The sequence below is a fragment of the Hymenobacter cyanobacteriorum genome (assembly GCF_022631375.1).
GTDB lineage: Bacteria > Bacteroidota > Bacteroidia > Cytophagales > Hymenobacteraceae > Hymenobacter > Hymenobacter cyanobacteriorum.
Genome location: NZ_JALBGC010000002.1, coordinates 945,098 through 971,823, shown reverse-complemented (window position 1 = coordinate 971,823; position 26,726 = coordinate 945,098). Strand labels below are relative to the sequence as shown.

General features: G+C 62.2%; 22 protein-coding genes. 14 read left to right on the top strand and 8 right to left on the bottom strand.

The genetic code is table 11. The annotated features are described in order from the left end of the window. The first annotated feature begins 40 nt into the window (after window positions 1–40). The 3 genes from MON38_RS09275 to MON38_RS09265 all read left to right on the top strand — a co-directional run bounded on the left by MON38_RS09275 (window position 41) and on the right by MON38_RS09265 (window position 5,006). Window positions 41–487, top strand: a complete 447-nt coding sequence (locus MON38_RS09275) for a hypothetical protein (RefSeq protein ID WP_241935875.1) — start codon at window positions 41–43, stop codon at window positions 485–487. Between the two features lie 77 nt (window positions 488–564). Beyond that, complete coding sequence (locus MON38_RS09270) at window positions 565–1,149, top strand: hypothetical protein (RefSeq protein WP_241935874.1); 585 nt, start codon at window positions 565–567, stop codon at window positions 1,147–1,149. A gap of 125 nt (window positions 1,150–1,274) precedes the next feature. Then, window positions 1,275–5,006, top strand: a complete 3,732-nt coding sequence (locus MON38_RS09265) for a DEAD/DEAH box helicase (protein ID WP_241935873.1) — start codon at window positions 1,275–1,277, stop codon at window positions 5,004–5,006. Window positions 5,007–5,086: 80 nt separating this feature from the next. On the opposite strand, the gene MON38_RS09260 is transcribed toward MON38_RS09265, so the two are convergent. From MON38_RS09260 to MON38_RS09245, 4 genes are all read right to left on the bottom strand, one after another. Continuing rightward, window positions 5,087–5,944 carry an FKBP-type peptidyl-prolyl cis-trans isomerase gene (locus MON38_RS09260; protein WP_241935872.1) on the bottom strand — a complete coding sequence of 286 codons (858 nt, stop codon included), beginning with the start codon at window positions 5,942–5,944 and terminating at the stop codon, window positions 5,087–5,089. 301 nt (window positions 5,945–6,245) lie between these two features. Next, window positions 6,246–6,632, bottom strand: coding sequence for a ribosomal maturation YjgA family protein (locus tag MON38_RS09255; RefSeq protein ID WP_241935871.1), 387 nt, complete (start codon window positions 6,630–6,632; stop codon window positions 6,246–6,248). A gap of 10 nt (window positions 6,633–6,642) precedes the next feature. Beyond that, window positions 6,643–7,479: an oxygenase MpaB family protein gene (locus MON38_RS09250; protein ID WP_241935870.1), complete on the bottom strand. Its 837-nt coding sequence runs from the start codon at window positions 7,477–7,479 to the stop codon at window positions 6,643–6,645. A 45-nt stretch (window positions 7,480–7,524) separates the two neighbouring features. Further along, entirely contained in the window at window positions 7,525–9,828 is a 2,304-nt protein-coding gene (locus tag MON38_RS09245; RefSeq protein ID WP_241935869.1) for an efflux RND transporter permease subunit, read from the bottom strand. Between the two features lie 295 nt (window positions 9,829–10,123). Here MON38_RS09245 and MON38_RS09240 point away from each other — a divergent pair, with 295 nt between their 5' ends. The 4 genes from MON38_RS09240 to MON38_RS09225 all read left to right on the top strand — a co-directional run bounded on the left by MON38_RS09240 (window position 10,124) and on the right by MON38_RS09225 (window position 12,985). Then, the gene (locus MON38_RS09240) at window positions 10,124–10,582 is read left to right on the top strand and encodes an ankyrin repeat domain-containing protein (RefSeq protein ID WP_241935868.1); all 459 of its coding nucleotides are present in this window, start codon (window positions 10,124–10,126) and stop codon (window positions 10,580–10,582) included. Window positions 10,583–10,683: 101 nt separating this feature from the next. Next, window positions 10,684–10,878, top strand: coding sequence for a hypothetical protein (locus MON38_RS09235; protein ID WP_241935867.1), 195 nt, complete (start codon window positions 10,684–10,686; stop codon window positions 10,876–10,878). A gap of 119 nt (window positions 10,879–10,997) precedes the next feature. Then, window positions 10,998–12,101, top strand: a complete 1,104-nt coding sequence (locus tag MON38_RS09230; RefSeq protein ID WP_241935866.1) for a type I restriction endonuclease — start codon at window positions 10,998–11,000, stop codon at window positions 12,099–12,101. An 89-nt stretch (window positions 12,102–12,190) separates the two neighbouring features. Next, window positions 12,191–12,985 (top strand): thymidylate synthase, encoded by a 795-nt coding sequence (locus tag MON38_RS09225; protein WP_241935865.1) that lies wholly within the window; start codon window positions 12,191–12,193, stop codon window positions 12,983–12,985. A gap of 82 nt (window positions 12,986–13,067) precedes the next feature. On the opposite strand, the gene MON38_RS09220 is transcribed toward MON38_RS09225, so the two are convergent. From MON38_RS09220 to MON38_RS09205, 4 genes are all read right to left on the bottom strand, one after another. Continuing rightward, window positions 13,068–13,874 carry an aminotransferase class IV gene (locus tag MON38_RS09220; RefSeq protein ID WP_241935864.1) on the bottom strand — a complete coding sequence of 269 codons (807 nt, stop codon included), beginning with the start codon at window positions 13,872–13,874 and terminating at the stop codon, window positions 13,068–13,070. Window positions 13,875–13,967: 93 nt separating this feature from the next. After that, the gene (locus MON38_RS09215; RefSeq protein ID WP_241935863.1) at window positions 13,968–16,454 is read right to left on the bottom strand and encodes a T9SS type A sorting domain-containing protein; all 2,487 of its coding nucleotides are present in this window, start codon (window positions 16,452–16,454) and stop codon (window positions 13,968–13,970) included. 319 nt (window positions 16,455–16,773) lie between these two features. Next, window positions 16,774–17,913, bottom strand: a complete 1,140-nt coding sequence (dprA, locus tag MON38_RS09210) for a DNA-processing protein DprA (RefSeq protein ID WP_241935862.1) — start codon at window positions 17,911–17,913, stop codon at window positions 16,774–16,776. Between the two features lie 6 nt (window positions 17,914–17,919). Further along, a complete protein-coding gene (locus MON38_RS09205) occupies window positions 17,920–18,291 on the bottom strand; it encodes a MerR family transcriptional regulator (protein ID WP_241935861.1) in 372 nt (123 codons plus the stop codon). Window positions 18,292–18,417: 126 nt separating this feature from the next. Between MON38_RS09205 and alaS the strand changes: the two genes are divergently transcribed. The 7 genes from alaS to MON38_RS09170 all read left to right on the top strand — a co-directional run bounded on the left by alaS (window position 18,418) and on the right by MON38_RS09170 (window position 26,702). Beyond that, window positions 18,418–21,099 carry an alanine--tRNA ligase gene (gene alaS / locus MON38_RS09200; protein WP_241935860.1) on the top strand — a complete coding sequence of 894 codons (2,682 nt, stop codon included), beginning with the start codon at window positions 18,418–18,420 and terminating at the stop codon, window positions 21,097–21,099. A 4-nt stretch (window positions 21,100–21,103) separates the two neighbouring features. Then, complete coding sequence (locus MON38_RS09195; RefSeq protein WP_241935859.1) at window positions 21,104–21,793, top strand: energy transducer TonB; 690 nt, start codon at window positions 21,104–21,106, stop codon at window positions 21,791–21,793. 142 nt (window positions 21,794–21,935) lie between these two features. After that, window positions 21,936–22,760, top strand: a complete 825-nt coding sequence (locus tag MON38_RS09190; protein WP_241935858.1) for an energy transducer TonB — start codon at window positions 21,936–21,938, stop codon at window positions 22,758–22,760. 144 nt (window positions 22,761–22,904) lie between these two features. Continuing rightward, window positions 22,905–23,672 (top strand): energy transducer TonB, encoded by a 768-nt coding sequence (locus MON38_RS09185; RefSeq protein ID WP_241935857.1) that lies wholly within the window; start codon window positions 22,905–22,907, stop codon window positions 23,670–23,672. Between the two features lie 39 nt (window positions 23,673–23,711). After that, window positions 23,712–24,683 (top strand): LIC11966 family surface protein, encoded by a 972-nt coding sequence (locus tag MON38_RS09180; RefSeq protein ID WP_241935856.1) that lies wholly within the window; start codon window positions 23,712–23,714, stop codon window positions 24,681–24,683. 130 nt (window positions 24,684–24,813) lie between these two features. Next, window positions 24,814–25,740: an SPFH domain-containing protein gene (locus MON38_RS09175; protein WP_241935855.1), complete on the top strand. Its 927-nt coding sequence runs from the start codon at window positions 24,814–24,816 to the stop codon at window positions 25,738–25,740. Window positions 25,741–25,820: 80 nt separating this feature from the next. Next, window positions 25,821–26,702 carry an energy transducer TonB gene (locus MON38_RS09170; protein WP_241935854.1) on the top strand — a complete coding sequence of 294 codons (882 nt, stop codon included), beginning with the start codon at window positions 25,821–25,823 and terminating at the stop codon, window positions 26,700–26,702. Window positions 26,703–26,726 lie beyond the last annotated feature (24 nt).

Sequence of the window (26,726 nt, the reverse complement as noted above, 5' to 3'; positions counted from 1 at the left end):
ACGCATGAAGAAAATTCAGTTTATAAAAACAAGCGGTTTAGTGCTGCTCGGGTTACTGGCGTTGGGCAGCTGCGAAAGCGTGCGCCCCAAAACGCCGCTCACCTACGGCGGAGCCGAATCGGAAGGCCTGCACGAAAAAGGGGGCAGCACCGTGCTGCCGTTCCTCATCACCGCCACCAGCCAGGACGAAACCTACGGCTTTACGGCAACCAACCCGGTACGGGTGGGGGGCGGGCGCGAGGCCGGCGTGCGCAACCAGCAGCGCTACCTCAATGCCCTGCTCGGGCCCCGGGGCCAATCCCTTAGCTACGAGCACGAAGGCAACTGCTGCGCGTTTAAAATTGCCGAGGCCGGAATCGACAACGAAGGGCAGCTCGACGTGTATGCCATCACCTGGAAAGGCCGCAAGGAGCCCCTGAGGCTGTACCTGAACATGTACGAAGAAGGGCCGCTGGCCGCGCCTGTGGGGCTGCGCGCCGCCCGCTAGGCCAACCCCACCCCCCGCCGGCTGCGTATGCAAAGCTGGGCCGGCAGAAGCAACAAACCCCTGGCCTGCCACTAGGTATGAAAAAGCTACTGTCGTTGCTCTCGCTGCTGACGGCCGGCTGCGGCCCTTGCGAGCAGGTCAGCCTCACGCCCGACGAGCGGGCCTGGTTTCCGGCGCACCCGGCGGGCAAGCAGATTTTCTTCCGCAGCAACCGCGGCAACGCGAACACGATGACGCTGATTGAGCAGCGCGAGTGGCACACCAATACCAACTGCAACAAGCTGGAGGAAGGGGCCTACCAGCCCATTCACGTGCAGTTTGGGTTGAATTCGGCCACGCAGTACGACCCGAAGCGGCCCTATTTCAGCATCACCGCCGACAAAACCCGGCCCGACCGCCCGGCCCGCCTCCAGCTCAGCATGGCGGGGCTGGACTATCCGCTGCCGTCGGGCCAGAAAATCGGGCCCACCGATGTGCTGGTGCAGGAACCCTGCACCCTGCGCAGCGGCAAAGCCTACCTGGCTGCCTACGTTTTCCGCGACGGCCAGAATGCCAAAAACTACGGCACCGGCCGCCTGCGGGCTTTTTATTGGGACAAGCAGGATGGCCTGATTCGTTACGACCTGGCCGACGGTGAAGTATTTGAGCGGGTAGCAAATTAGCTGCTGGCGAAGCGTGTAAGCCTGGCTGCATCAATCCAGCGCTGCCGCGGCAGGAATTCCATGACGGGGGGCGGCAGCGCAAAATCGCGCCAGCAGCGGTACTTTTAACCTGACTGCCGCTACCTATGTCCTCTCCCTACTACCTCCGCCTGGCTGCCTTGGCCGCCGATGCTGCCGCCGCGCCTGCCGACCAGCTGCCCAAGCTGCGCAAGCTGCTCGAAACCGTGCTGCGCGACGACTGCAAGGCCCGCGAAGCCCCGTTTATCGACCTCAACCAGGCCATCGGCCAGGCCGCCTACGTCCACGAGTTGCCCGCCGCCCTGCGCCAGCAGCTGCAGGCGCTGCGCCTGGCGGCCAACCTGGTGGTGCACGAAAGCTACGCCGGCACCCGCGCCGAGGCTGCGCAGGGTTTCTCGGCGGTGGCGGCGCTGGTACTGCACCTCACGGGCGCGGCCTATGCCGGCCCCGCGCTGCCCCAGCCAGCTGCTGAAGCTGCCGCCGCGCCCACCGAAACGGCGGCAATTGTCGCTGCTACCGCTGCCCACATTCCCGAAGCCACCGCCCGCACCACCTGGCGCGTGCGGGTGCTGCACGCCGACCTGGCCAGCGGCGCACTCACCGTCGAAATGACCACGCCCGCCGATGGGCGCCCCGCTGGCCCCTTCGGCCTGGTGCTGCCGGCGGCCTATGAAAACGTGCTGCCGCTGGCCGTTTCGCTGCACCCCACGCTGCACCTCATTGGCCCGGTGCGGCTGGCCGATGGCAGCGTGCGCGCTCGCCGCGTAGTGCTGGAGCCCGACTACCTCATCAGCGTCACCACCATTGCCGAGTGCGCGCAGCGCGACGGCACCATTCCGGAATGGGCGCTGCTGAATGCTTTTTTGCCCGATGATATTTCGCGCCCGTTGGTGCTCGGAAACCTGGTGAACCTGCTGCTGGACGAGGAAGTGAGCCACGCCGGCCGGCAGGAAGAATTGAAAACGAAGCGGGAAGCTGCCGCGAAAAAGCAGCAGCTGGAGCGGTTGGCGAAGCTGGCCGGCCACGCCGTGGCAACCGTTGAGTCGGAAGGCGATGCTACAGAAACTGCCGGTTCAGAAGCCGCCGCTGCTACCTCTTTCGAGCTAACAGCCGACAACGAGCAGCCTGCCGCCAAAGAATTTGACCTGGAAACCTTCTTCCGGGGCCGGCTTTTCCGCTCGGCGCCGCTCGCGCTCAGCACCCTGCCCGAGTTCCAGACGCGCACCGGCGTGCCCGAGCTGCTGAACGACCTGCGCCGCCACCACCGCACCCTGCGCGAAACCCGCGCCCTGGGCTTCGTGGCTGCCAGCCGCACCGGCTACCAGCAGGAGCCCCTGCGCCTGGCCGACTGCTTCCTGGAGCCCACCTTTCTGTCGGCCACCTACGGCTTGCAGGGCCGCCTCGATTTGCTGCACGAAAGCAGCACCGGCTACGACCTCATCGAGCTCAAAAGCTCCACCAAAGTGCCCCACGCCGAGCCCTGGACCAACCATGCCGCCCAGGCCCAGCTCTACCGCTTGCTGCTGGAATCGGTGTTCGGGGCCGATGGCGAAACCGCCGGCCGCGGCCGCACCAGCATTCTGTACTCCAACGCGGCCAGCGGCCAGCCCGCCGTGCGCCGCGTCGACCAGGACCAGGACCTGATTGACCGGCTGCTCTCGGCCCGCAACCAGCTCGTGGGCATCGAGTTACAGCTGGCCCGCGCCACCGGCCCCCGTCAGACGGCCCACCTGCTGGCCCCCGTGCTGCACCCCAACCTAATGGCCCTGCCTCCCTTCGGCAAAGCCAAAGCCGAAAAAGTAGCCAACGCCTGGGCCGCCGCCGACCCCGTGGAGCGCGCCTACTGCCTGGAGCTGGCCCGCTTCGCGGCCCGCGAAATGCGCCTCACCCTGCTCGGCGACGAGGCCCGCCCCGGCGATGCCGGCGGCCAGGCCGGCCTCTGGCTGCTGCCCCAGGCCCGCAAGTATCAAAATTTTAGCCTGCTCGATGATTTGGAGCTCGTCGAAGACCACAGCGGCGCGCCCGATGATGCCCGCGACGGCCTCGGCCCGCACCTCGTTTTCCAGCGCCAACCCGGCGGCCGCGAAGTCAATTTCCGGGCCGGCGACACGCTGATTCTGTATCCGCGGAGGAAAGTAGGGGCGGGGCTTGCCCCCGCCCGGGGAGGAGAACAAGTTAATGAGTTGGGTTTGGGTGATATTGCCACTGCTATCCAGTCAAACCCAGCAACGACGGGCGGGGGCGAGCCCCGCCCCTACGATGTTCCGGCTCTCTCTGTCCTCGATGCGCAGGTGGTGAAAGTGGTGCTGGCCGAAGACCTCGGGGCCGACGGCCGCGTGGTGCTCAGCGTGCGCAACCGCCGCATGGCCCCGCGCTACCTGCACGGCCACTCGCACTGGGCCCTGGAGCCCGATACCTACGACACCTTCCGGCGCGAATGGGCCGGCCTCTCGTCCTTCCTTGGCCTGAGCCCCGAGCGCCGCAAGCGCCTGCTGGCCCGCACCGGCCCCCACGAACCCGAGGGCTGGAGCCCCGCTGCCGCACCCGCCACCACAGCCCCCGAAGTGGTGGCCCGCGCCCTGGCCGCACCCGACTGGTTCGTGCTATGCGGCCCGCCCGGCACCGGCAAAACCCGCAGCGTGCTGCGCGAGCTGGCCGAAAAACTCTACAAAGAAGATAAGCAGGTGCTGCTGGCCGCCTACACCAACCGCGCCGTGGACGAAATCTGCGAGCAATTGGTAGAAGCCAAACTGCCCTTTATTCGGGTAGGCTCGCGGTTGGGCACGTCGCCGCAGTACCGGCCGTACCTGCTCGATGCCATGATTGCCGACTGCGGCAGCCGCCAGACGGTGCGCGCCCGCCTTACCGGCACGCCGTTTTACGTAGGCACCGTGGCCAGCCTGCTGGGCAAGCCCGAATTGTTCATGCTCAAGCAGTTCGATGTGGCCGTGGTGGACGAGGCCAGCCAAGTGCTGGAATCGCCGATGCTGGCGCTGCTGGCCAAGGTGAAGAAGTTTATCCTCATCGGCGACCACCGCCAGCTGCCTGCCGTGGTGGCCCAGGAGCCCGAAACCAGCGCCGTGGCCCCCGAAGTGGCCGATTTACTGCGCGAAAACCTCGGCCTCACCAACCTGCGCAACTCCTACTTTGAGCGCCTCTTCCGCCGCGCCGAGGCCCACTGGCCCCACGCCCACGGCACCCTCGCCGACCAATACCGCATGCACCAGGAGTTGGCTGTACTCGTGAACCAGGATTTCTACGAAGGCCAGCTGCGCTGCCCGCTGCCCTGGCAGGCCGCCCCGATGGACCGCGCCGCCTGGCCCGCTGCCGCCGATGATTTCACAGCCGCGCTGCGCCGCCAGCGGGTGGTTTTTGTGCCCACCCAGCGCCAGCCCGAGGATTTGTCCATGAAGGAATCGTCGCAGGAAGCCGAGCTGGCGGCCCGCGCCGCCGCCTACGTGGCCCAGGGCTTCGGCCCCGCTTTCAACCCCGAAACCACGCTCGGCATCATTGCCAGCTACCGCAACCAGGCAGCCCGCATTCGTGCCCGGCTGGCCCAGCTGGCCCGCGAGCTGGAGTTGCCCGCCCTGGCCCAGGTCAGCGTCGACACCGTGGAGCGCTACCAGGGCAGCCAGCGCGAGGTCATCATCGTGAGCTTCTGCTGCCACCACGAGCACCAGCTGGAGCTCATGGTATCGCCCGACGAAACCGGGCAGGTCGACCGCAAGCTCAACGTAGCCCTCACCCGGGCCCGCCAGCAGCTCGTGCTGCTCGGCAACGCGGAAATGCTGGCCCGCGCCCCCCACCACGCGGCGCTGCTGGCCCGGGTATTGGGATAGGCACCAAAAAAAAACGGCAAGCGCTGAGCTTGCCGTTTTTTTTGGTGGGTTGCGAAAACGTGGCAGTGCGAAAATTGGGCTTATTGCACGTCCACCAGCTCTACTTCGAAGCGCAGCACCGCATGGGCGGGAACGGTTGGCGGAATCGACCGCTCTGCGTAGGCCTGGGTCGAGGGGATGATGATTTCCGCTTTGTCGCCTTTGTGCATCAGTGCCACGCCGGCTTCGAAACCGGGAATGACCTGCTTGTTGCCCAGCACAAACTTCAGCGGCGTGTTGCCGTGCTGCGAAGAAGCGTCGAACACCGTGCCCGTTGCGTCGAGCAGGTGGCCGGTGTAGAGCACCGAAACGGTGGCGCCCGCCGTGGCCCGTACCCCGGCGGCGTTGGTCGTTACCGGCAGGAAATACACCCCCGTCGCTAGTTTCTGAGCGGTGGTGATGCTTTTGTCGGTGAGGTATTTTTGAATCAGCCCTTCATCGATGGCATTAAAATCAAGTACTTCAACTTCGAACCGAACCACGGAATTGGGCGCAACGGCCCCGTTGCGCGAGCCCGTCGCACCATAGGCCAGCTGCGACGGAATCAGCAGCTCGGCTTTATCGCCCACGTGCATCAACGACACTCCTTCCTCAAAACCCGGAATGACTTGTCGCGCTCCCACCACGAAGTCAACCGGCAAATTGCTGTGCTGCGAGGAGGCATCGAACACCGTGCCCGCGGCATCGAGCAGGTGCCCGGTGAAAAGCACGGCTACGCTGCTGCCAACCGCTACTTTCGGCGCATTGGCATTGGTGCGCACGGGCAGAAAATACAAGCCGGAAGCCTGCTTCTGCGCGGTGGTTATGTTGTTGGCCGACAAATACTTCGTGATGATGTCATCGTCGATGGTGGTGTAGTCTTTCATCTCTTCTTCCTTCTTGCAGGCAGTGGTGAACAAGGTCGCCGCGGCAAACAAAGTCAGAAAGAGAAAACGTGGGAATCCGGCAATAAATGAAAAGTTCATACAGTGGTTTTTGTGGTAAAAATAGGGCCTGGCAGCTCCCCGAAGGCTGCCGCTGAAAGCCTAAGGTTCGGCAGCTGCTCCGTGTTGTCTCACCCAACAATTTTATTTGGCCAAACAATTCGCGTGGCCCGCAGGAAATAACGCTCAGTGCTCAGCTAAAATCAGGTGGCAATTACGCTGCGGCGGAAGGCGGCCCTTCAATTCCCAATTGCCCCGCCTCCCTTGGCGGCCAACGCTAGGCTACTGGTGGCCGGAGGCGCCGGTGTAGTGCCGCCACTGCCAGCAAAAACACGGCCCCGAGGCTATACGCCAGCATATCGCCCCAGGCAAAGCGGCTGCCGAGCACGAGGCGCGCCAGGCGCGAATGCTCCAGCCCCAGAAGCGCCAGCAAGTGCACATATTGCAAACCCTCGAGCAGGTAGGCAATGCCCAGCACGGCAAGCAGCACCCGCCGGGGCGGGGCCGTGAGGAAACTGCTGGCGAAACAGAATAGAAAAATGACTGCCAGCAAATCGCCCGCATACGGCCGGATAATGGCATCGTGCACTGCCCCGGCAATGTATATTTCCAGCAGCAGGAGCAGGGTGGCAGCCAGCAGATAGGTTTTGTGAAGCCGAAACATAGCAGGCCGGTTACGCTTGGGCAGGCACCCGATGGAAAGGACAGCTGCGCGGAGGACGCCCCGCAACGCCGGGCGTTGCGGAGGCCGTCGGCGTCAAATCCAGGGCCTGAATCCTATCCCGGTATTCGCGTGGCAGCATGGCGCTTTTGGCCCACTGGCTTAGGGCCAGGTGCCGGGTGGCGCGGTACGCCACCACGGCCGGGCGCACGGCCGCCCCGCCCGGCAGGCCCAATTGGGCGCGCACCGGCGCGGGCACCACCAGCCCCTGCACTGCCCGCAGCAGCTGGTAGCGGGGCCCGCCCAGGTGCTTGCGGTATTGCCGGTACAGGTCGGCGGTGAGGGCGCTGGCGGCCGTGTTGGCGGCCAGGTGCTGCGCCCGCGCCACCTGCCAGGCCGCGTACGAATCGGGCAAATCGGGGATGCCCATGCGCCGGCCCACCTGGCAAAATACGTCCGTAATTTCCTCGCATTCGGCTTCCGTCAGCGGCCGCTCCAGCACCTCAAACGCCCGAATGGAATAGCCGATGAGCATGAACAGCACGTCGCGGTAGGCCCAGGCCGGAATGGAGCGGCCGCGCTTGGCCTCGACCGCGGCATGGATGGCGGCAATGCTATCAATGGCCTTTTCGGCCCCGGCGCGGTCGGCAAACAGGATGCGGCGGGCGTAGTCCACCGTCGAAAACAGGCGGCCCAGCGGGTCGGCGGGCAAGCGGCCGGTGAAGTAGAGCCAGTCCACAGCCTTGTTGAGGGCAAACTCGGCGGCCGCCCCGGCGAAGATGAACAGCACGGTATCGGAAGTGCCCCAGATGCGCCGCACGATGGAGTTGGGTTCAACGAAATAGCTCATGTCGAAAAAGAACTTTGAAATACAAAGTTAACATGAATTTTCGTTTTACTCCTGCGGCACGGCCAGTTCCTGCGCCACCACGGCCTTCGGCTTGTGCTTATAGAAAAATAAAATCAGCAGCGGCAGCAGCGTTAGTTCGGCCACCACGCCGAACAGCAACGTGAGGCCAATGAGCAGGCCCACGTAGAACGTGCCATCGAACGACGAGAACAGCAGCGTGGAGAAGCCGCCCACCAGAATCAGCGAGGTTACAATCACGGCTTTGCCGGCCAGCAGGTAAGTATGCTTTACGGCCTTAAACAGGTTGGGCTCGTGGCCGAGCGTGAGCCGCAGCTTGCTGATGAAGTGAATGGTATCATCAACCGCGATGCCGAAAGCAATGGTGAAGATGATGCTGGTGCTCACCTTCATGCTCACGCCGGCCAGGCCCATCACGCCGGCCACGATGAGGATGGGCACGAGGTTGGGAATGAGCACCACCACCGTCATGCGCAGCGACCGGAACAGCGCCAGCACAATGAGCGTGACCATCACAATGTCGATGCTCATGCCAGTTATCATGTTCAGCGTGAGGTTTTCGTTGTTTTTATCGATGAGGTTGCTGGAGCCGGTGAGGCGGGTGCGCAGCACGGTGGTGTCGGTGCTGGTGCGCAGGTAGCGGCGCAGGCCCTCGTTCAGCGCGTCGGCCCGGATGCTGCCCACGTCGGCCATGCGGCCGGTGAGGCGGCCGGCGCTGCCATCGGGCAAAGCCAGGGCGCGGAATTCGGGCTTTTTGCGGAAGAGCTTGAGCTTGGAGCGCAGCCGGGCTAGCTCGGTCGGGTCGGCGGGCAGGCGGTACTCGGTCAGGCCGCCGCCGTTCAGGGCTTTGCGCACCGATTTCACCAGCGTGACGGGCGAGGCGGCGAAGCGCAGGCCGTAGGTGTCGCGCAGGTAGGTTTCGATTTTCTCGGTTTGGCGCAGCACCTGCAGGTCGTAAATGTCGCGTCCGCCGCCGGGTTTCAGCTCCAGCTCGAAGGGGCGCACGCCGGCAAACTGCCGCTCGAAAAACGCAAAATCGAGCCGCACAGGGTCGTTTTTTGATAGGTCGTCGAGCATGGCCGAATTGATGCGCACCCGCGTGGCCAGCCCGATGGAGGCCGCCAGCACCAGCCCGCTCACAACGAAAATCAGCCGCCGCCGCACCAGCACAGTCCGAAACAGGCGGCCCAGCACGCCGTCCCAGCTGTGGCCCTGCTGGCGCGGCACCCGCAGCTGGGGCTTTTTGAGCAGCAGCAGCAGCGCCGGTAGCAGCGTGAAGCTGAGCACGAAGGCCAGCAGCACGGCAATGCCCGTGAACAGCCCAAAGTTGTAAATCGGCCGGATGGTGCTGGTCATCAGCGTGAAAAAGCCCAGGCTGGTGGTAAGCGCCGACAGCCCCGAGCCGAAGCCCGACTCCTTGAGGGTGACGCGCAGCGCGTCCTTTTTGCTGGCGCCGTAGCCCAGCTCGCTCACGTAGCGCGTGATGATGTGCACGGTATCGGAAGTGCCCACCACGAACATCATCACCGGCAGCAGGGCCGTCATCAAATCGATGCTGATGCCGCTGGCGCCCATCACGCCCAGGCCCCACAAAATGGCCCCCAGCACCACCACCAGCGGCAGCACCACCCCCCACCACGTCCGGAACGTGAACCAGAGCAAGCCCGTGACGAGCAGCACCGACAAACTCATAAACACGGCCAGCTCCCATTGCAGCCGGTCCACAAACACCGACTGCGCCACCGCCCGCCCGGCAAAATGGTAATCCTTCGCCGGAACATTCAGCCGTTCCAAACCGCCGCGCAGCGTGGCCAGCAGCGAGTCGCCGGGCGGTTTTTTTAGGTCGGGCGTGGTTTGAATGACCAGCGTGACGGCCCGCGCATCGGGGCTGAACACGTTGCCCACGAGGCCGGGCGTGCGGTAAATCAGGGTCGAATCCTGCGCCCGCCGGGCGGGCTCGGCGGGGTGCAGGTAGGGCAGGTTGAAAAATCCCAGCCCCTCCACCACGGGGTTGCTGATGGTGGTAGGGGAGGTGACGGCCACCACGTGTGGCGCGCGCCGGGCCAGCCGCGTCAGCGAGTCGACGCGGGCTAGGAAATCGGGCGCGAAAACCGTCTGGCCGGCGGGCGCTTCCACGCCGAGCAGCAGGTAGTCGTTGTCGTTGCCGAAGCGGCGGGTGTAGCCTTGGTAGTAGTCCAAGTCGGGGTCGCCGGCGGGGTAGAAATCGTTGAAATTGTAATTGAACCGCAGCTGCGCCACGTAGTATGCGCTGAGGGCGGAAAGCAGGCCCAGCACCAGCAGGGCCAGGTGGGCAGAACGACGAAGGGACATTAGGGAATTGGAAGCAGATTAACGACTGTCATCCTGAGCTTGCGAAGGACCTTATTACGGCTGCACTGTTCGCATTGGCACAAACGTGATAAGGTCCTTCGCAAGCTCAGGATGACAGCTACCAATCCCTAACAACCCACCGCCCACAACGTTCGGGCCCTGCTGCTCACCAGTATTACTTTTCGGACAAAGGCTTATAATTATTGTAGCAGCGGCCTTTTTTGCACGATTTGCGCCTTTGGCGGACGCATCTTTGTGGAATTATTTCCCTTGAAAAGATTTGCTGCATTAGGATATGAAGAGCGCATTATTGCTGGTTGCTACGCTGTTTTGTTTTGCTACCACGGCCCCGGCCCAAACGCCCACGCCCGCCCAAAGCCTGAAGAAAGCGGTGCTGAAAAGCGACCTGCCCGCGGCCGAAGCCCTGCTTAAAGCCGGAACTGACCCCAACGCGCCCATCGAAATCGTGCCCGGTTCGGCCACGACTTACCTCATCACGGCCGCCACCACCAACAGCCTCGATTTGGTGAAGCTGCTGTTGCAGGCCAAAGCCCAGGTCAACCAGGTCGATGCCTTCAAAACCACGGCCCTGATGACCGCCGCCAGCAAAGGCAACGTGGCCATGGTGACGCTGCTACTGGCCAGCGGCGCCGATGCCCGCGCCAAAGACGATGACGGCAAAGATGCCCTGGCCCTGGCCAAAGAGAGCGGCAACGCCGCCGTGGTGGCCCTGCTCGAAGCCAAGCTGAAATAAGGCGGGCCACCGCGGTGCGGAACTTTGGTTGCGGCGTGTATCTTAGGGCTGCGAATGCCGCTGGCAGTTCGTTTTTCCCTTCACCCCAACCTCTTTGCCTCATGAAAAAGACCCTGCTTGCCCTCGCCCTGTTTGCCTTCGCCGGCAGCACTGCTTTCGCCCACGAAGGCCACGACAAACCCGGCCAGAAAGGCAAGAAAGAAACCTGCACCAAAGGCATGGCCGGCGGTGGCTCGTGCTGCATGAAAGGCGGCAAAACCGCCGCCGTGAAACCGGCCGTTGCCACAGTGAAATAATGCGTTCGGGCAGCGGCCTTCGCTGCTAGAAAACAAAAAGCCGCTTCGGAAACGAGGCGGCTTTTTTTACGTCAATTAATTCTTAAGTTTACCCAATCGTCTACCCATAAAATTCTCTCATGGAGCTTATTGACCAGCTTACAAACCTTGCTTCGCGTGCTCAGAAGCAATTGTCGCACATTCAAACGGAAGAAGCAACTAAAACAGCATTGGTAATGCCCTTCATCAATGCGTTGGGTTACAATGTTTTCGACCCAACCGAAGTGGTGCCGGAATTTATTTGTGATATTGGCACGAAGAAGGGAGAAAAGATTGACTATGCCATTATGCGTGATGGTAAGCCAATTATTCTGATAGAATGCAAACACGTTGGTAGCGACCTCAATATCAACCACGCCAGCCAGTTGTTTCGGTACTTCCACGTAACCGAGGCACGAATTGCAGTTCTGACCAATGGTCTTGTCTACCGGCTATTCACTGATTTGGAACAGGCCAATAAGATGGATGAGCGGCCTTTTCTGGAGTTCGACCTTGCCAGCTTCAACGAAAACGACGTTGCTGAAATCAAAAAACTCAGCAAAGCCAGCTTCAACATTGAGGACATGCTTTTTGCCGCATATAACCTCAAATACATGCGGACTTTCAAAAAATACTTCGATGAGCAATTCACCCAGCCATCGGCCGATTTTATAAATTTTGTGTCGAAGCAGGTGTATGAGGGAGTACTAACGCCAAAACTGAAAGAGCAATTCAGCATCCTGGTGCACCGTTCGTTTCATCAGTTTCTGAATGATAAAATAGCTGCGCGTTTGCGGTCAGCAATGATTGATACCAGCGGACAGAGCTTGTTAGTGAATGACGTGCCAGCCGCACCAGTACCCGATTTGATAAGTGGCAGTGATGCTGACGGCAAGGAAAAAGATATTGAAACAACCGTTGAAGAAACGGAGGGCTTCATGATTGTACGGGCCATCCTGCGCAAAACTGTTCCGGTGAATCGGGTTGTAATGCGGGATGTGCAGTCGTATTGTGGCATTTTATTGGACGACAATAATCGCAAGCCCATTTGCCGGCTTCATTTCAACAGCAGCAAAAAGTATGTGACGCTGTTTGATGTTGAAGGAGGTGAGCGAGTAGATATTACCTCGCTAGACGACTTATATGGTATGGCTTCTCGGATTCGGGCCGCCGTGCAGAAACATGAAACGAAAGTGTCTGTTTAGTTGATTATTACCTTTTTCAAAACTAAAGAAGGCTGCCCGCTAAGGCAGCCTTCTTTAGTTTTGCGGGCACCGCTTTCGTCCCCATTCCCATGCGCCAATACCAAGCCCTGCTCCGCCAAATCCTCGACACCGGCACCGTGAAAACCGACCGCACCGGCACGGGCACCGTGTCCATCTTCGGCCCGCAGATGCGGTTCGACCTGGCCGAGGGCTTCCCGCTGGTGACGACCAAAAAGGTGCACTTGAAGAGCATCATCCACGAGCTGCTGTGGTTTCTTAAGGGCGACACCAACATTGCCTATCTCAAGGAGCACGGCGTGAAAATATGGGACGAGTGGGCCGATGCCAACGGCGACCTCGGCCCCGTGTACGGCCACCAGTGGCGCTCCTGGCCCGACGGCCACGGCGGCCACATCGACCAGATTGCGCAAATTATTCAGCAGCTCAAAACCCAGCCCGACTCGCGCCGCATCCTCGTGTCGGCCTGGAACGTGGCCGAGCTGCCCGACATGAAACTGCAGCCCTGCCACGCCCTGTTCCAGTTCTACGTGGCCGATGGCAAGCTTTCGTGCCAGCTCTACCAGCGCTCAGCCGACGTGTTTCTGGGCGTGCCCTTCAACATTGCCAGCTACGCCCTGCTCACCCTCATGGTGGCCCAGGTGACGGGCCTGCAGCCCGGCGAATTCATCTGGACCGGCGGCGACACTCACCTCTACAGCAACCACCTCGAGCAGGCCCGTCTGCAGCTGGAGCGCGAGCCAAAAGCGCTACCGCAGATGCGCATCAACCCGACCGTGACGGATATTTTCGATTTTAAGTACGAAGATTTCGAGTTGGTGAATTACGAACCGTGGCCCGCAATAAAAGCGCCGGTGGCGGTGTAGTAAAAGGCTTTCGCGCAAGGTTTCACAAGGTGAAAAGAGGTTTCGCAAAGGTGATAAAACGTCAACCTCGCGAAACCTCTTTTCACCTTGCGAAACTTCGCGCAAGGATGACGGCTGGATTATCGGGCGGGAAAATGGCGTCGCCAATCCGCTGAATGATGCGCACCGCCGCCACATTGGCGGTGAAAGCGGCGTCGGCCGCCAGCAACTCCTCCCGTCCAAAAAGTCCCTCCCGGCACGGCACGCCTGCCGCGTGCGCCGACCGCAGCACTTGTGCCCGGCGCACACCGGCCACGCAGCCAGTTTCGAGCGCGGGGGTGAACAGCACCTCATTCTTCACCCAGAAAATGGCGGCTGCGCCGGCTTCGGCCACATGCCCGGCGGCATCGCAAAGGATGATTTCGTCGAGCCCGCGCTGCTGCCGCTCGTGGGCCGCCCGTACGTAGAGCCAGGCCTGCGGCCCCTTGCAAAAGCTGAGCGGCGAGGGCAGGGAATGGGTTTCCAGTGCAAAACCGGCGAGGGCAACAGGCGCGTCATCGGGCACAAAGGCTTCGGCGGTGGCCAGCCATTCGGCGGTGTCGGTGGTAGGCGTATAGCGGCCGCCGCCGGCGCGCCACAGTTGCAGGCGCAGGCGGGCGGCGGGCAGGTGGTTGGCCCGCGCGAGGCCGGCCAGGGTGGTTTCCAGCTCTTCGGGGGTGGCCAGCGGCTCGGGCAGGCTGAGGTAGAGGGCGGCGGCGGCCCGGCGCATGCGGGCGTGGTGGTCGGGCGCGTGGCGCAGGCGGCCGGCCTGGTAAACCAGGGTTTCAAAAAAGCCGTCGCCGAAAGCCAGGCCACGATTGGGCAGGGGCAGGGCGGCAACGGGCAGCAGAGCGTTATTCAGCAGGAGCATGGCCCAAAGTACGACCGGAAAGTAAGCGGCATCCACAAAAAAAGGACGAACCCCGCGGGCCCGTCCGTTTTTGGTTGAAGTTGTCGCGCTGGATTATTGCACTTGCACGCGGCGGGTCACCACGCCTTCGGCATAGGTCACGCGCAGCAGGTAAGTGCCTACCGGTAGGTTTTCAAGCGCCAACTGGGCCGGAGCCGCAGTGCTGAATTCCTGGTGCCGCACCAGGCGGCCGAGCCCGTCGATTAGGTCCAGGGCCTGGGGGTGGGCACTGGCGTCGGGGGCCACGGTGAGGGTGGTGTGGGCAGGCACAGGCCAGGCCTCGGTGCGAGCGGCCACGGCAGTCGAAGCCAGCGCGGCCAGCACGTTGGGCACGATAATGCGCGCTAAGCCACCCGCCGGCTGACCGTTCACGGTGATGAAGTTGCCCCCGGCCACGATGGACCCATCGGGCTGCACCAACAGGGCCCGCACGGTGCTACTAGGCACGGCGGTGGCAGCAAAGCTGGCATCGGCCGCGCCGGTAGCCAACAGCCGGGCCAGGTTGGCGGGCAGCGAAACCGAGGTGAAAAGGCCGCCCAGCAGAATGCGGCCGTTGGGCTGAATCAGCACTTTCGACACCGAGCCGCTGGCAAAAGAGGGGCCCGCAAACGTGGCATCCAGGGTGCCGGTGGTCGTGAGGCGGGCCACGTTGGCCCCAACGTTGGAAAACTGCCCGCCCACCACGGCCTTGCCATCGGCTTGCAGCGCAATGCTATTGACAGTGCCCGCCGCGATACCCGACAGGATGGTGGTGCTGCTATAAGTGGCATCAAAAGCTCCGCCAGCGTCCAGTCGCCGAACTACGCTGCTGCTTGTGCCCGTGGCCGGGACAAACGTGCCGGCTACCACAATGCGGCCATCGGCCTGCAAAGCAAGCGTCCTGATGACGGACATGCGGTCTACTCCACTGCCAAAGGCCGGGCTGAAGGACCCGTCCTGGCTACCATCAGCCAGCAGGCGCACAATGGCCGGGTAGCTGGAGTTCAGCGGCTGGCCCGCTACCAGAATGCGTCCGTCGGGCTGCACCAGAAGCCGGTCTGCGGTAGCGCTGCTAAAGTTTAGCGAATTGCCCGCGAACGAATTGTCGGCGGCACCGCTCACCAGGAGGCGCTGCACGCTGTTGGAGTACAGCACGAGCAGGCGGCCATCGGCTTGCAGGGCCAAATCCTGCGGCATGCTCAGCAGCGTGGCCCCCCCGATGTAGGTAGCATCCAGCGTGCCATCGGGGTTGAAGCGAGCCAGCAAATTCACCGGCTGCCCACTCACCTCACTGAAATTGCCGCTGACAATCAGCTTGCCGTCGGCTTGGCGCACCACATTGCCAATCACCCCAACCGACTGGAACGAGGGCAGAAAAGACGGGTCCAAGGTGCCGTCGGTGTTCAGTTGGAGCAGCCCATTGTTGGGCCGGCTGCCAAACTGGCTGCCGCGGCCGGCGGCCAGTACCTTGCCATTTGCCAGCAGCGTCATCGAATACAGATTGAAACTGCTAATGGCCGGGGCAAACGAAGCATCGGGGGTGCCGTTGCTGTTGAGGCGCGCAATGGGCAGGTTGGCGGTGCCGTCGTGCTTGGCAGTCAGAATTTTACCATCTGGCTGAATTTCGATGCCGTGGCCGTAATACGAATACACCGCACTCCCCGGAGTTGCGCTGGAATTGAACGTATTGTCGAGGCTGCCATCGGCATTCAGCCGCAGCAAGCCGTTCGTGACGGTGGCATAGGGAAAGTAGCCGGCCACCACAATCCGGCCATCGGGCTGCACGGCGAAGTTGTCAACCGACGACCCCGTCGGCAGGGCCGATGCAAACGTGCGGTCGGGGCTGCCATCCGCGTTCAGGCGTGCTACGGCCGGGTTGGTCACGCCATTATAAGAGGAGAAATAGCCCGCAATCAGGTACTTGCCGCTCGGCAGCAGGGCCGAGGTGCCGATGTAGTCGTCGGGACCGGTGCCGGGGTTGAAGGTGGCGTCGATGCTGCCCGTCGCATTCAGCCGCACGATGTTGTTAGCGGGCGTGCCATTGAAGCTGTTGAAGCCACCCGTGGCCAGCACCTGCCCGTTGGGAAGCGGCAGGCTGAAGTCGACCGATGAGCCCGAGGAGGCCGTGTTGGTGCCGGCCCCGGCGTCGAAGGTGGCATCGCCCGTGCCGTCGGCGTTCAGGCGCAGTATGGTGTTGCGCGAGATGCCCCCCGCCATCAGCGTCGCGGTGGTGGTGAAGGAGGTCAGTAAAAGCTGGCCGTTGCTCTGCCGGTCAACACGGTAGACGTTGCTGGTGGCACCCAGGTTCTGCTGAAACGCGGCATCGATGGTGCCATCGGCATTGAGCCGCACGACCGACGACGTAGCGGTGCCGCTAACGCGCGCGAATGAGCCCGTGAGTACTTTTCTGCCATCGGGCTGCTCCAGGGCCGAGTAAACGAAGCCGGGCGAATACAGCGTGGGGCGGGCGAAGCCGGGGTCAAGGGTTTGGGCCTGCGCCAACTGTGCCAAACTGGTGAGGCCAAGCCAGCCAGCCAGAAAAAGGAGTTGAGGTTTTTTCATGAATTAAAAAAGGTAATTGAGATTAGAAGTTGCAATGAATAAGAAAACGAACCGCTACGCCGCGATTAAATAATTAAGGTGATTATAATCATTTAATAAATATTTTTCTTGGCTGGCATGCTGGTGGGCAGTTAACTATTTTTTATCATAAAATACTTCATATCAGAGCATGGATTAATTGAGTGCAGGGCTTTTCTGCCGCTGCTAGGTTAGCCAGCCGAGCTACACGCTAGCCGGGGTATCTGGCTCAAATCATCATCTGGCTATTTGGCTAATTCAATTGCGCAGGAACGGGGGTCTTTATTTGGCAGCCCGCCTGCTACATCAGCGCAAACTTTTTGCCCGGCAGCGCCCGCACCACGCCCCTAAATTCCAGCCCCAGCAACAGCGACGCCACGGTGTGAATGGGCAACTGGGCCTGCCAGGCTAGGTCGTCCATCTGGCTTTCGCGGCCGGGCGCGGCGGCCAGCACGGTGATGAGGCCAAACTCGTCGGCCGTGAAATCGGCGGCCGAATAGGAGGGAACCGGCTTGTACTTGCCCGATTGGTGCAGGGCCGCGTCCCAGTTCAGGAGCTGCTCCAGGTCGCGGGGCTCCGCATACAGGGCCGCTTTGTTGTCGCGAATCAGCGCATTGCAGCCTTCGGAGGCGGCCGAGCCCAGGTTGCCGGGCACGGCCAGTACGTCGCGGTCGTAGCTCAGGGCCAGCTCGGCCGTGATGAGCGCGCCGCCTTTAATGGCCGCCTCCACCACCACCGTGCCATCGGCCAAGCCGGCGATGATGCGATTGCGGGCCGGGAAATTGTAGCGGTCGGGCGGCGTCCCGAACGGGAATTCGGTGAGCAGGCCGCCCTGCTCGCGCATTTTCTCGGCCGTTTTCTGGTGCGTGTGCGGGTAGATTCTATCCAAGCCCGTGGCCATTACGCCCACGGTTTCGAGGCCTTCCTGCAGGGCGGCGCGGTGCGCGATAATGTCGATGCCGTAAGCCAAACCGCTCACCACCAGCGGCCGGTGCGGCACCAGCCCCGCAATGATGCGCTCGGTTTGCTCGCGGCCGTAGTCGGTATTTTTGCGCGTGCCCACCAGGGCCACGGTTTTGGGCGCGTTCAAGTCGGCCGTGCCCTGGTAATAGAGAATGGCGGGCGCGTCCGGAATCAGCTTGAGACGGCTGGGGAAGCGCTTGCTGGTGTAGAAAATGATTTCCACGCCGTCCTTTTCGGCCTTTTTCAAGTCGGCTTCGGCCTTGCGAAACGCGGCTTCGCGCTCCTTGCCGGTGAGAATTTTCACGGTCGCGTCGCCCACGCCGGGAATGCGCCGGAGCTTGCCGGGCGGCATCATCAGCACGTTTTTGGCCGCGCCGCCGTAGCTCATCAGTTGCCGCGTGAGCTGCGGGCCGATGCCGGGCAGCAGCGTGAGGGCGAGCTCGTGGAAAAGGGTGTCGGAAGTGGTAGACGCCGGCATAAAAGGTTACTCAGCAGCGTCCGGCTCTGCCTTGCCGGCCGCTTCCACTTCCTTCTTCAGGCTCAGCAGAAACGCCCGTACTTTCTCCAGGCTCTGCACCACGTCAATCTTCTCCTTCAGCTGCGGGCCCTTTTGCTTGAGCATGTCGCGCGCGCCGGGAATGGTGTAGCCGCGCTCCTTCACCAGGTGGTAGATGGTGCGGAACACCTCAATGTCCTGCGGCGTGTAGAGGCGGTTGCCCTTCTTGCTGCGGCGGGGGCGCAGCTCGTCAAATTCGGTTTCCCAGAAGCGCACCAGCGACTCGGCCACCTTGAACTGAGCGGCTACTTCGCCAATGGTGAAGTACTGTTTCTCAATGTTGCGCTCTTTATAGGGCATAGGACTACCTTTGCAAATACTCCGAAAAGTAGCCTAAAATTCGCAGCTATGCGTTGCTGCCGGCTTATTTGGCGGAGATAATCCAACGGTTTCTCCTCATTCGTCAACTTCGGGTTGGCGCTGCTTATGTCACTTCCCACCGCTTCCGCTGTTCGCCAGCAGTTCCTCGATTTCTTCGCCAGCAAAGGCCACCACATCGTGCCCTCAGCCCCGATTGTGGTGAAGGACGACCCCACGCTGCTGTTCATCAACAGCGGCATGGCCCCGTTCAAGGACTATTTCCTGGGCAACAAGCCCGCGCCCTATAAGCGCATCGCCGACACCCAGAAGTGCCTGCGCGTGAGCGGCAAGCACAACGACCTGGAGGAAGTAGGCTACGACACCTACCACCACACCATGTTCGAGATGCTGGGCAACTGGAGCTTTGGCGACTACTTCAAGAAGGACGCCATTGCTTGGGCCTGGGAGCTGCTGACGGAAGTGTACAAGCTGGAAAAGGACCGGCTCTACGTCACCTATTTCGAGGGCGACCAGAAGGACGGCACCGCCGCCGACACCGAAACCCAGAACCTGTGGCGCACCTACACCACCGATGACCGGATTTTGCCCGGCAACAAGAAGGACAACTTCTGGGAGATGGGCGACACTGGCCCCTGCGGCCCGTGCACCGAAATCCACATCGACCTGCGCTCCGCCGAGGAGCGCGCCGCTACCCCCGGCCGCGAGCTCGTGAATGCTGACCATCCGCAGGTGGTGGAAATCTGGAACAACGTGTTCATGGAATTCCAGCGCCTGGCCGACAAGTCCCTCATCAAGCTGCCCGAGCAGAGCGTAGACACCGGCATGGGCTTCGAGCGCCTGATGATGGCCGTGTCGGGAGTGAAGTCGAACTACGACACCGACGTTTTCCAGCCGCTCATCCAGTTCATTGCCAAAGAAGTAGGCGTGGAGTACCACGGCACCGCGCCCGCCAAGGTGACGGACCAACCTACCACCGAAAACGAGAAAACGGACATCGCCATCCGCGTCATCGCCGACCACATCCGCACCATCGCCTTCACCATCGCCGACGGCCAGCTGCCGAGCAACGTGAAGGCCGGCTACGTCATCCGTCGCATTCTGCGCCGGGCCGTGCGCTACGCTTTCTCGTCGCTCAATCAGAAGCAGCCTTTCCTCTACAAGCTGGTGCCCGTGCTGGCCGACCAGATGGCCGGCATTTTCCCCGAGCTGAAAGCCCAGACGGCTTTCGTGCAGCGCGTGATTGAGGAGGAGGAAATTGCCTTCCTGAAAACGCTGGAAACCGGCCTGCGCCGCCTCGATGCGCTGGAAGAAAGCACCCGCGCCAACGGCGGCGTGATTGACGGTAAAACCGCTTTCGAGCTCTCCGATACCTTCGGCTTCCCGCTCGACCTCACGGCCCTCATCGCCCGCGAAAAGGGGCTGACGGTGGACGAGGAAGGCTTCAAAAAGGCGCTGGAGCAGCAGAAAAGCCGCAGCCGCAACGCCCAGGAAACCGAGCAGAGCGACTGGGTGACCGTGACCGAAACCGACGCCCCGAACGTGTTTGTGGGCTACGACCAGGACGAGGCCACGGCCCGCCTGCTGCGCTACCGCAAAATCGACAAAAAGGGCAAAACCGAATACCAGCTGGTGTTCGACCAAACCCCCTTCTACGCCGAAAGCGGCGGCCAGATTGGCGATACCGGCTACCTGGAATCGCCCCTGAGCAAGGTGCGCGTGATTGACACCAAAAAGGAAAACGACCTCATCATCCACACCACGCTGGAGCTGCCGCAGGAACTGACCGAGGAATTCCTGGCCCGGCCCGACGCCGCCCGCCGCGCGCTCATCAAGAACAACCACACCGCCACGCACCTGCTGCAGGCTGCCCTGCGCGAAATCCTGGGCAGCCACGTGCAGCAGAAAGGCTCGCTCGTGAATGAGAAGCTGCTGCGCTTCGACTTCTCGCACTTCACCAAAGTTTCGGACGAGCAGCTGCGCGAGATTGAGCAGCTGGTAAACGAGCGCATCCGCCAGCAAATCCCGCTCGACGAGCGCCGCAACGTGCCCATTGCCGAGGCCAAAAACCTGGGCGCCATGGCCCTGTTCGGCGAGAAGTACGGCGACTTCGTGCGCGTCATCACCTTCGACCGCAACTACTCGGTGGAGCTGTGCGGCGGTCTGCATGTGCAGAACACCGGCAGCATCGGCTACTTCAAAATTACGACCGAAAGCGCGGTGGGCGCGGGCGTGCGCCGTATCGAGGCCGTGACGGCCGGCGCGGCCGAAGCCTACGTGGACGCGCAGCTCGACCTGCTGGCTCAGGTGCGCGAAACGCTTGGCAACCCTCAGCACCTGCTCACCAGCCTGGAAAAGCAGGGCGAGGAGATTGCCGGCCTGCGCAAGCAAATCGAGCAATTCGCCCAGCAAAGCATCAACCAGCAGAAAGACCAGCTCGTGGGCCAGGTGAAGGGGCTGAACGGCGTGAATTTCCTGGCCGCCCAGGTGCAGGCCGGCAGCGCCGACGCGCTAAAAACCCTGGCCTTCAACCTGCGCCAGGCCGTGCCCAATCTCGTGCTGGTGCTCGGGGCCGAAGTGGATGGCAAGCCGCAGCTGGCTGTAATGCTGGCCGACGAAATTGCCCAGGCCGGCAAGCTCAACGCCACCACGCTGGTGCGCGAGCTGGCCAAGGAAATCCAGGGTGGCGGCGGCGGGCAGCCCTTCTTCGCCACGGCCGGTGGCAAGAACGTGGCCGGGCTGGGCGCGGCCATTGCCAAAGCCGAAGCCGCAGTAGCGGCGGCGCTGTAAGGACATGCTGGCCTGGCTGAAAAAACTCGTGGGCGGCGCGGAAAACCCGCCGCCCACCCCGCCGGCCGCCGGGCCGGTTGAGCCCTACCGAACCGAAGAAACCAGTGATGGGGGCCTCGTCGTTCGTCGCACATTCAATTGCCATACCGGCCCCGAGTGGTTGGCCGAACAGCTGGAAACCGGCCTCGACGAAGCGGGCCAGCCCTGGCAGCGCCGCACTTGGTATTTCCCTTGGGGCCCGGTGCGCCGGCAGCGCACCCACCGCGGCAACGAGCTATTGCTGCTCTGCTACTTCCCCAATGAAGAGTTGCGCCTGCGCCGGCAAACAACCGACGGCCACCTCACCGATTATTATTGCTGCGAGCCACTGGCCTCCGGAACCTACACCGAACAGATGCCCCGGTACCCGGGCGGCGACACGGCGCGCGTGGTGCAGGATATTCAGCGGGCGTTTAAGTACCCCGCCGTGGCGCTGCGCAACCAGGAGGAAGGCCGGGTGAAAGTAGGCTTTGTGGTGTCGCCGGCCGGCTTGGTGACTGACATTCACATCATCGACAGCGTGTCGCCGAGTATCGACGATGCTGCCCAGGCGGCCGTGATGGTGGTGGGGCAGCGGCGCTGGAAGCCGGGCCTGCAAAACCGGCGGGCCGTGGCTGTTTCGTTTACAATCCCCATCACCTGCCGCATTGCCTGAACGGACGGTTGCCGAAGGGCTGCCGGCTGGCAGAAAAGCGTTGGACAACTCCCCAAAATGTAGCATCTTTGAAGCGGTGTATCCAACCGTTGCCGTTTTTATTGCGGCCCGGCCTTCCACGCACCCGTTCAGCTTTTACCCGATGAACAAGTTTTGGGGCGTCCTGCGGGCGCTGCCCGGATTATTGCTTGCGGCCGCCCCGGCCGTGGCGCAAACCGAGCCGGAAACGGCCAGCGCGCCCGTACCAAAAACCGTCGAATACTACAGTGCCGCGCACCGCCGGCTGCCCTCGGCCGAAGGCGCCAGCTACCGGCTCGAAACCACGCGCCGCGACAGCCTCGTGGGCACCGTGCGCAAGTACGACGCGGCAGGCAAGCTGCAGTCGATAACCGCCTACGGCCACCTGCGCCTGAAAATCCGCCACGGCGCCAGCACTACCTGGTACCCCAGCGGGCAGCTGCACACCAAGGAAGACTACCTGGCGGGCCAGCGCCACGGCGAGCTGCTGGTGTACTACCCCGATGCCACCCTGCGCCGCCGCGACCGGTACGTGCGTGCCACGCGCACGGCGGGCGAGTGTTTCGGGCCCGATGGCCAGCCGGTGCCGTACTTCGACTACCTGCAGCCGCCGGTGTATTCCGAAGGTGCCGGCGACATGCAGGCCGTGGCGCACGCGGCCGTGCACAAGGGCGTGTTTCCCGAAGTAGTGGCCCAGATGGGCATGGATGCCCGTATTCTCGTGCGGTTCACGGTGAACGAGCAGGGGCGGGTCGAGCAGGTGCACGCCATGCCCTGGAAACCCCAGCACACCTATCCGCGGCACGTTCTCGACGGTTTTCAGCGCCTGCAGCAGGAGGCCGAATGGAATGTGGCCCACCTCAAAGCCTTCCGGCCAGCCCTGCTCGATGGGGAGCCCGTGGCCTACGAGCTGACGGTGCCCATCAATTTTCGGGTTTGGGATAATTGACCGGGCGTAAGCGCCTGTTGGCCAGTTGGTCGTTGAAGGTAAGCTACAGAAATTATAGTTCAACTTTTCATCTGGCGAGTGGTACGGCCAGCTCCGCCGAGGTAAATTCGGACGGGCTGGCTACCGACCCGTATTGGGTTTGTTATGAAGAAACTTTCGGCCTCCATCTGGGCGCTGTGCGGGCTGTGGGCCGGCGCGGCAGGGGCACAGGCGCTGCCCACCGCCGTGCCGGCCAGCCAGGCCAGCTACTACAATGCCCAGGGCCGGCTCGTGGCCCACGCCGACAGCGCCGACCACCGCGAGGAAATGGTTTTCCAGAGCCCGGCCGGCGGGCAGCTGCGCATTTACTACCCGTCGGGCCGGCTGCGGCGCGAAGTGGCCTACCTCGATTTCACCCAGCGCATCAAGCAAGGCCCCGAAACCAGCTACTACGAAACCGGGGAAGTGAAAAGCCGCTGCCGCTACCAGAACGATGTGCCGGTAGAGCCCTACGTGCAATACTACCGCTCGGGCAGCGTGCGCTGCCGCACGAACCTGAAAAGCGGCTTTTTCGGCAACTCCGGCGTCGCTTTCACGCCCGAGGGCAAACCGCTGAAATACGACCGGCAAACCCAGGTGAAACCCACCCTGAACGGTGGGGGCGACCAAGTCATCGTTGCCGCGGTGGCCAGCCGCGTGAGCTACCCACCCGACGCCCTGCTGCAGCAGAAATCCGGCCGGGTGTTCGCCACTTTCCTGGTCGACGACGCGGGCTTTGTGCGCAACGTGCGCATTCTGAAATCGCCCTCGCCGCTGTTCAATGCCACCGTGCTCGATGCCGTGAGGGCCCTGGGCCGTTTCGAGCCCGGCAAAATGCTGGGCGAGCCGGTTGATATTTTCTTCACCATTCCGGTCAGCTTCAAGCTGCAATAATTCAGTTTTTTACCTCCAATTTTCTTTCCTCTTTTGCTTATGCGTCTTTTTACCCAAGTTGCCAGCGTGTACCTGCTCGCTGCCATTGCCCGGCCTGCCGCGGCACAAGCACCTGCCCAGGACCCGGGCGCCTACAACAACGCCATTGTGGCCGAGCAGGTCGACCTGCTCAAGAAAAACCTGCGCTACATCAGCAAAGCGGCGCACAGCGAAAACGACCGCAAGATTGAAAACCGCCGCCTCGAAGTAGTGGAGCAGAACAAACTGGCCCTCAGCCGCCTGCAGCACCTGGCCGCTTTCAAAGGCAACGATGAGTTTCGGCTGGCGGCCATCCGGGCCTTCAAGACCACCCTGGACGTGTATTCGGCTGATTTTAAGCAGGTGAATACCCTGGCCAGCACCCGCAGCGACAGCTACGAAGCCATGCAGCGCTTTTTTGATGCCCAGGAAGCTGCCAACAAAAAACTGGCCGTGGTGAGCGACAGCGTGGATGCCGCTCAGCAGCGCTTTGCCAAAGCCCAGGGCTTCTCGCTGAGTACCAGCCGCGAGTCGGCCAAGCTCTCGGCCTATGCTAAGGCCGTGGACGAGGTGAACCACTACCAGCACGAGGTGTTCCTGCCGTATTTCCGCCTGCAAAAGTTCACCGCCCGCCTCTCCGACGCGCTTAATGCCCAGGATGCCGCCGCCTTCGAAGCCGCCCGGGTGGCCGTCGGCGCCGAAGCCGACAAAACGGCCGCCGAGCTGGCGGCTTTGCCCGGGTTTCGGGGCAAGGACATGGCTTACCGCAACGCGGCCCGCGACTACGCCAACATGTACGTGGTGCTGTGCGCCAACCAGTTTGTGCAGATGGCCGAGCTGATGAAAAACAAGGACCACCTCACCAAAGCCGACGTGCAGACCATCAACGGCCACATTGCCACCTTCAACCAGCAGCGCCAGAAGTACAACGACGCTTACAACCGCACCGCCTCGGCCTTTATGGACACCTACGTGCCGGTGATGAACGACTAATTTGCGGCCTAAGGTGTAATACCGGCTGCGGGCCTGCGATACATGGCCCAAAGCCGCCCCTTGCTTGCGCATTGCGGAGCTTTTTTAACCGACATTTCGGCTCTCATTCATCTTTTTCCTGCTTTCACTCATGCCCACCTTCTTTCTGATAGCGCTGATGCTGCTGGCGCTGGCCCTGTTTCTGTGCTTCGTGATTGTGCCGCAGGGCACGGTGGCCGTCGTCACGGCTTTCGGCAAGTACCGCCGCATTCTGCTGCCGGGGCTCAATTTCAAGCTGCCGTTCATCGAAACGATTTACAAGCGGATTTCCATTCAGAACCGCTCGCTGGAGCTTAATTTCCAGGCTATTACCATCGACCAGGCCAACGTCAACTTCAAGGCCATGCTGGTGTACGCCGCCTTCGACCAGAGCGAAGAAGCCATCAAGAACGTGGCCTTCAAGTTCGTGAACGAGGCTAGCCTGATGCAGGCACTGGTGCGCACCGTGGAAGGCAGCATCCGGGCTTTCGTGGCTACCCAGCGCCAGGCGGCGGTGCTGAGTTTGCGCGGCGAAATCGTGCTGCACGTGAAGGACCAGCTCGATGCCACGCTCGAAAGCTGGGGCTACCACCTCATTGATTTGCAGCTCAACGACATTGCCTTCGACGAGGAAATCATGCGCTCGATGGCTAAAGTAGTAGCCTCGAATAACCTGAAAGCGGCCGCCGAAAACGAAGGCCAGGCCCTGCTCATCACCAAAACCAAGGCCGCCGAGGCCGAGGGCAACGCCATTAAAATTGCGGCCGAAGCCGAAAAAATCGCGGCCCAGCTCCGCGGCCAGGGCGTGGCGCTGTTCCGCGAGGAAGTAACCAAGGGCCTGGCCCTGGCCGTGCAGCAGGTGACGGACAACCACCTCGACCCATCGCTGGTGTACTTCTCGATGTGGACCGAGGCCATCAAGCACTTTGCCGAGCAGGGGCAGGGCAACGTCATCTTCCTCGACGGCTCGAACGAAGGCATGAGCAAAAACCTGGAGCAGATGATGGCCATGCAGCAGCTGCACAAGCCGCTGAAGTAAGGCCGCAACCAGTCCCGACTAGTTCGTAATTTTAGGGGAAGCACCGAAGCAATTCAGTGTTTCCCTTTTTTTTGCCCTCCGTGAAAACGTTGCTCCTCTACGCCGGACTTTGGCTGATGCTGCCCGCGGCCGGACTGGCCCAGGTGCTCCGGCCGGGCGTGCCACCTCCGGCAACTACTTACCTGTCGCCTGATTTTCAGCCCGTCGCGGTTCCGGATTCGACTAGTTTCCGCGTCGTAACATCGTACCGCGACAGCCTGGGGAGCGCAGTGGTGCGGGTGTATTACCCCTCGGGCAAGTTGAAGCAATACATCCCGTACGCCAACCTGGCCCGGGGCTTGCGTTACGGCTCCCTCACCACCTGGTACGAAGATGGGCGCATGTGCAGCAAGGAAGATTTTGTGAACGGCGTGCGCCACGGCGATTTGCTCACCTACTACCCCAGCGGCGTGCTGAAACGGCGCGAGCGGTACGTGAACGGCCATGGCGGCATGGGCACGTGCTACAGCCCCGAGGGCTTGCCGTTGCCCTTTTTTGCCTACGAGCAACTCCCGCTTTACCCGGGCGGTGGCCAGGAGCTGATAAAGGAGTTGCGGCGCGCCGTGCGCCTGAATCCTCAGGAAACCAGGGCCATGCGCCGCGAAAGTGTCCGCCTCACGCTTGGCATGCCGACGCTGAACCAGCAAGGGCAGCCCCAGGGCTGGAAGCGGGTGGTGGAAGTGGAGCTGCTGGTGGCCGAGAGCGGCAACGTAACCGGCGCCCGCGTGGTGGCCTCGGCCACGCCTTTCCTGAACAATGCCGCACTGCGGGCCGCCGGCAAGCTGAAACGGACGTTTGTGCCTGCCCGCCGCGACGGGGAAGTGGTGAAGAGCCGCCTCATTGTGCCAGTCTACTACACCCTGGAATCGCCGCCGCAGCGGCCGGGCCGGTACGTGGCCAGCCCAAACCCGCTGAATTGGTAGGCAAGCGCGGCGGTGGGCATCAGT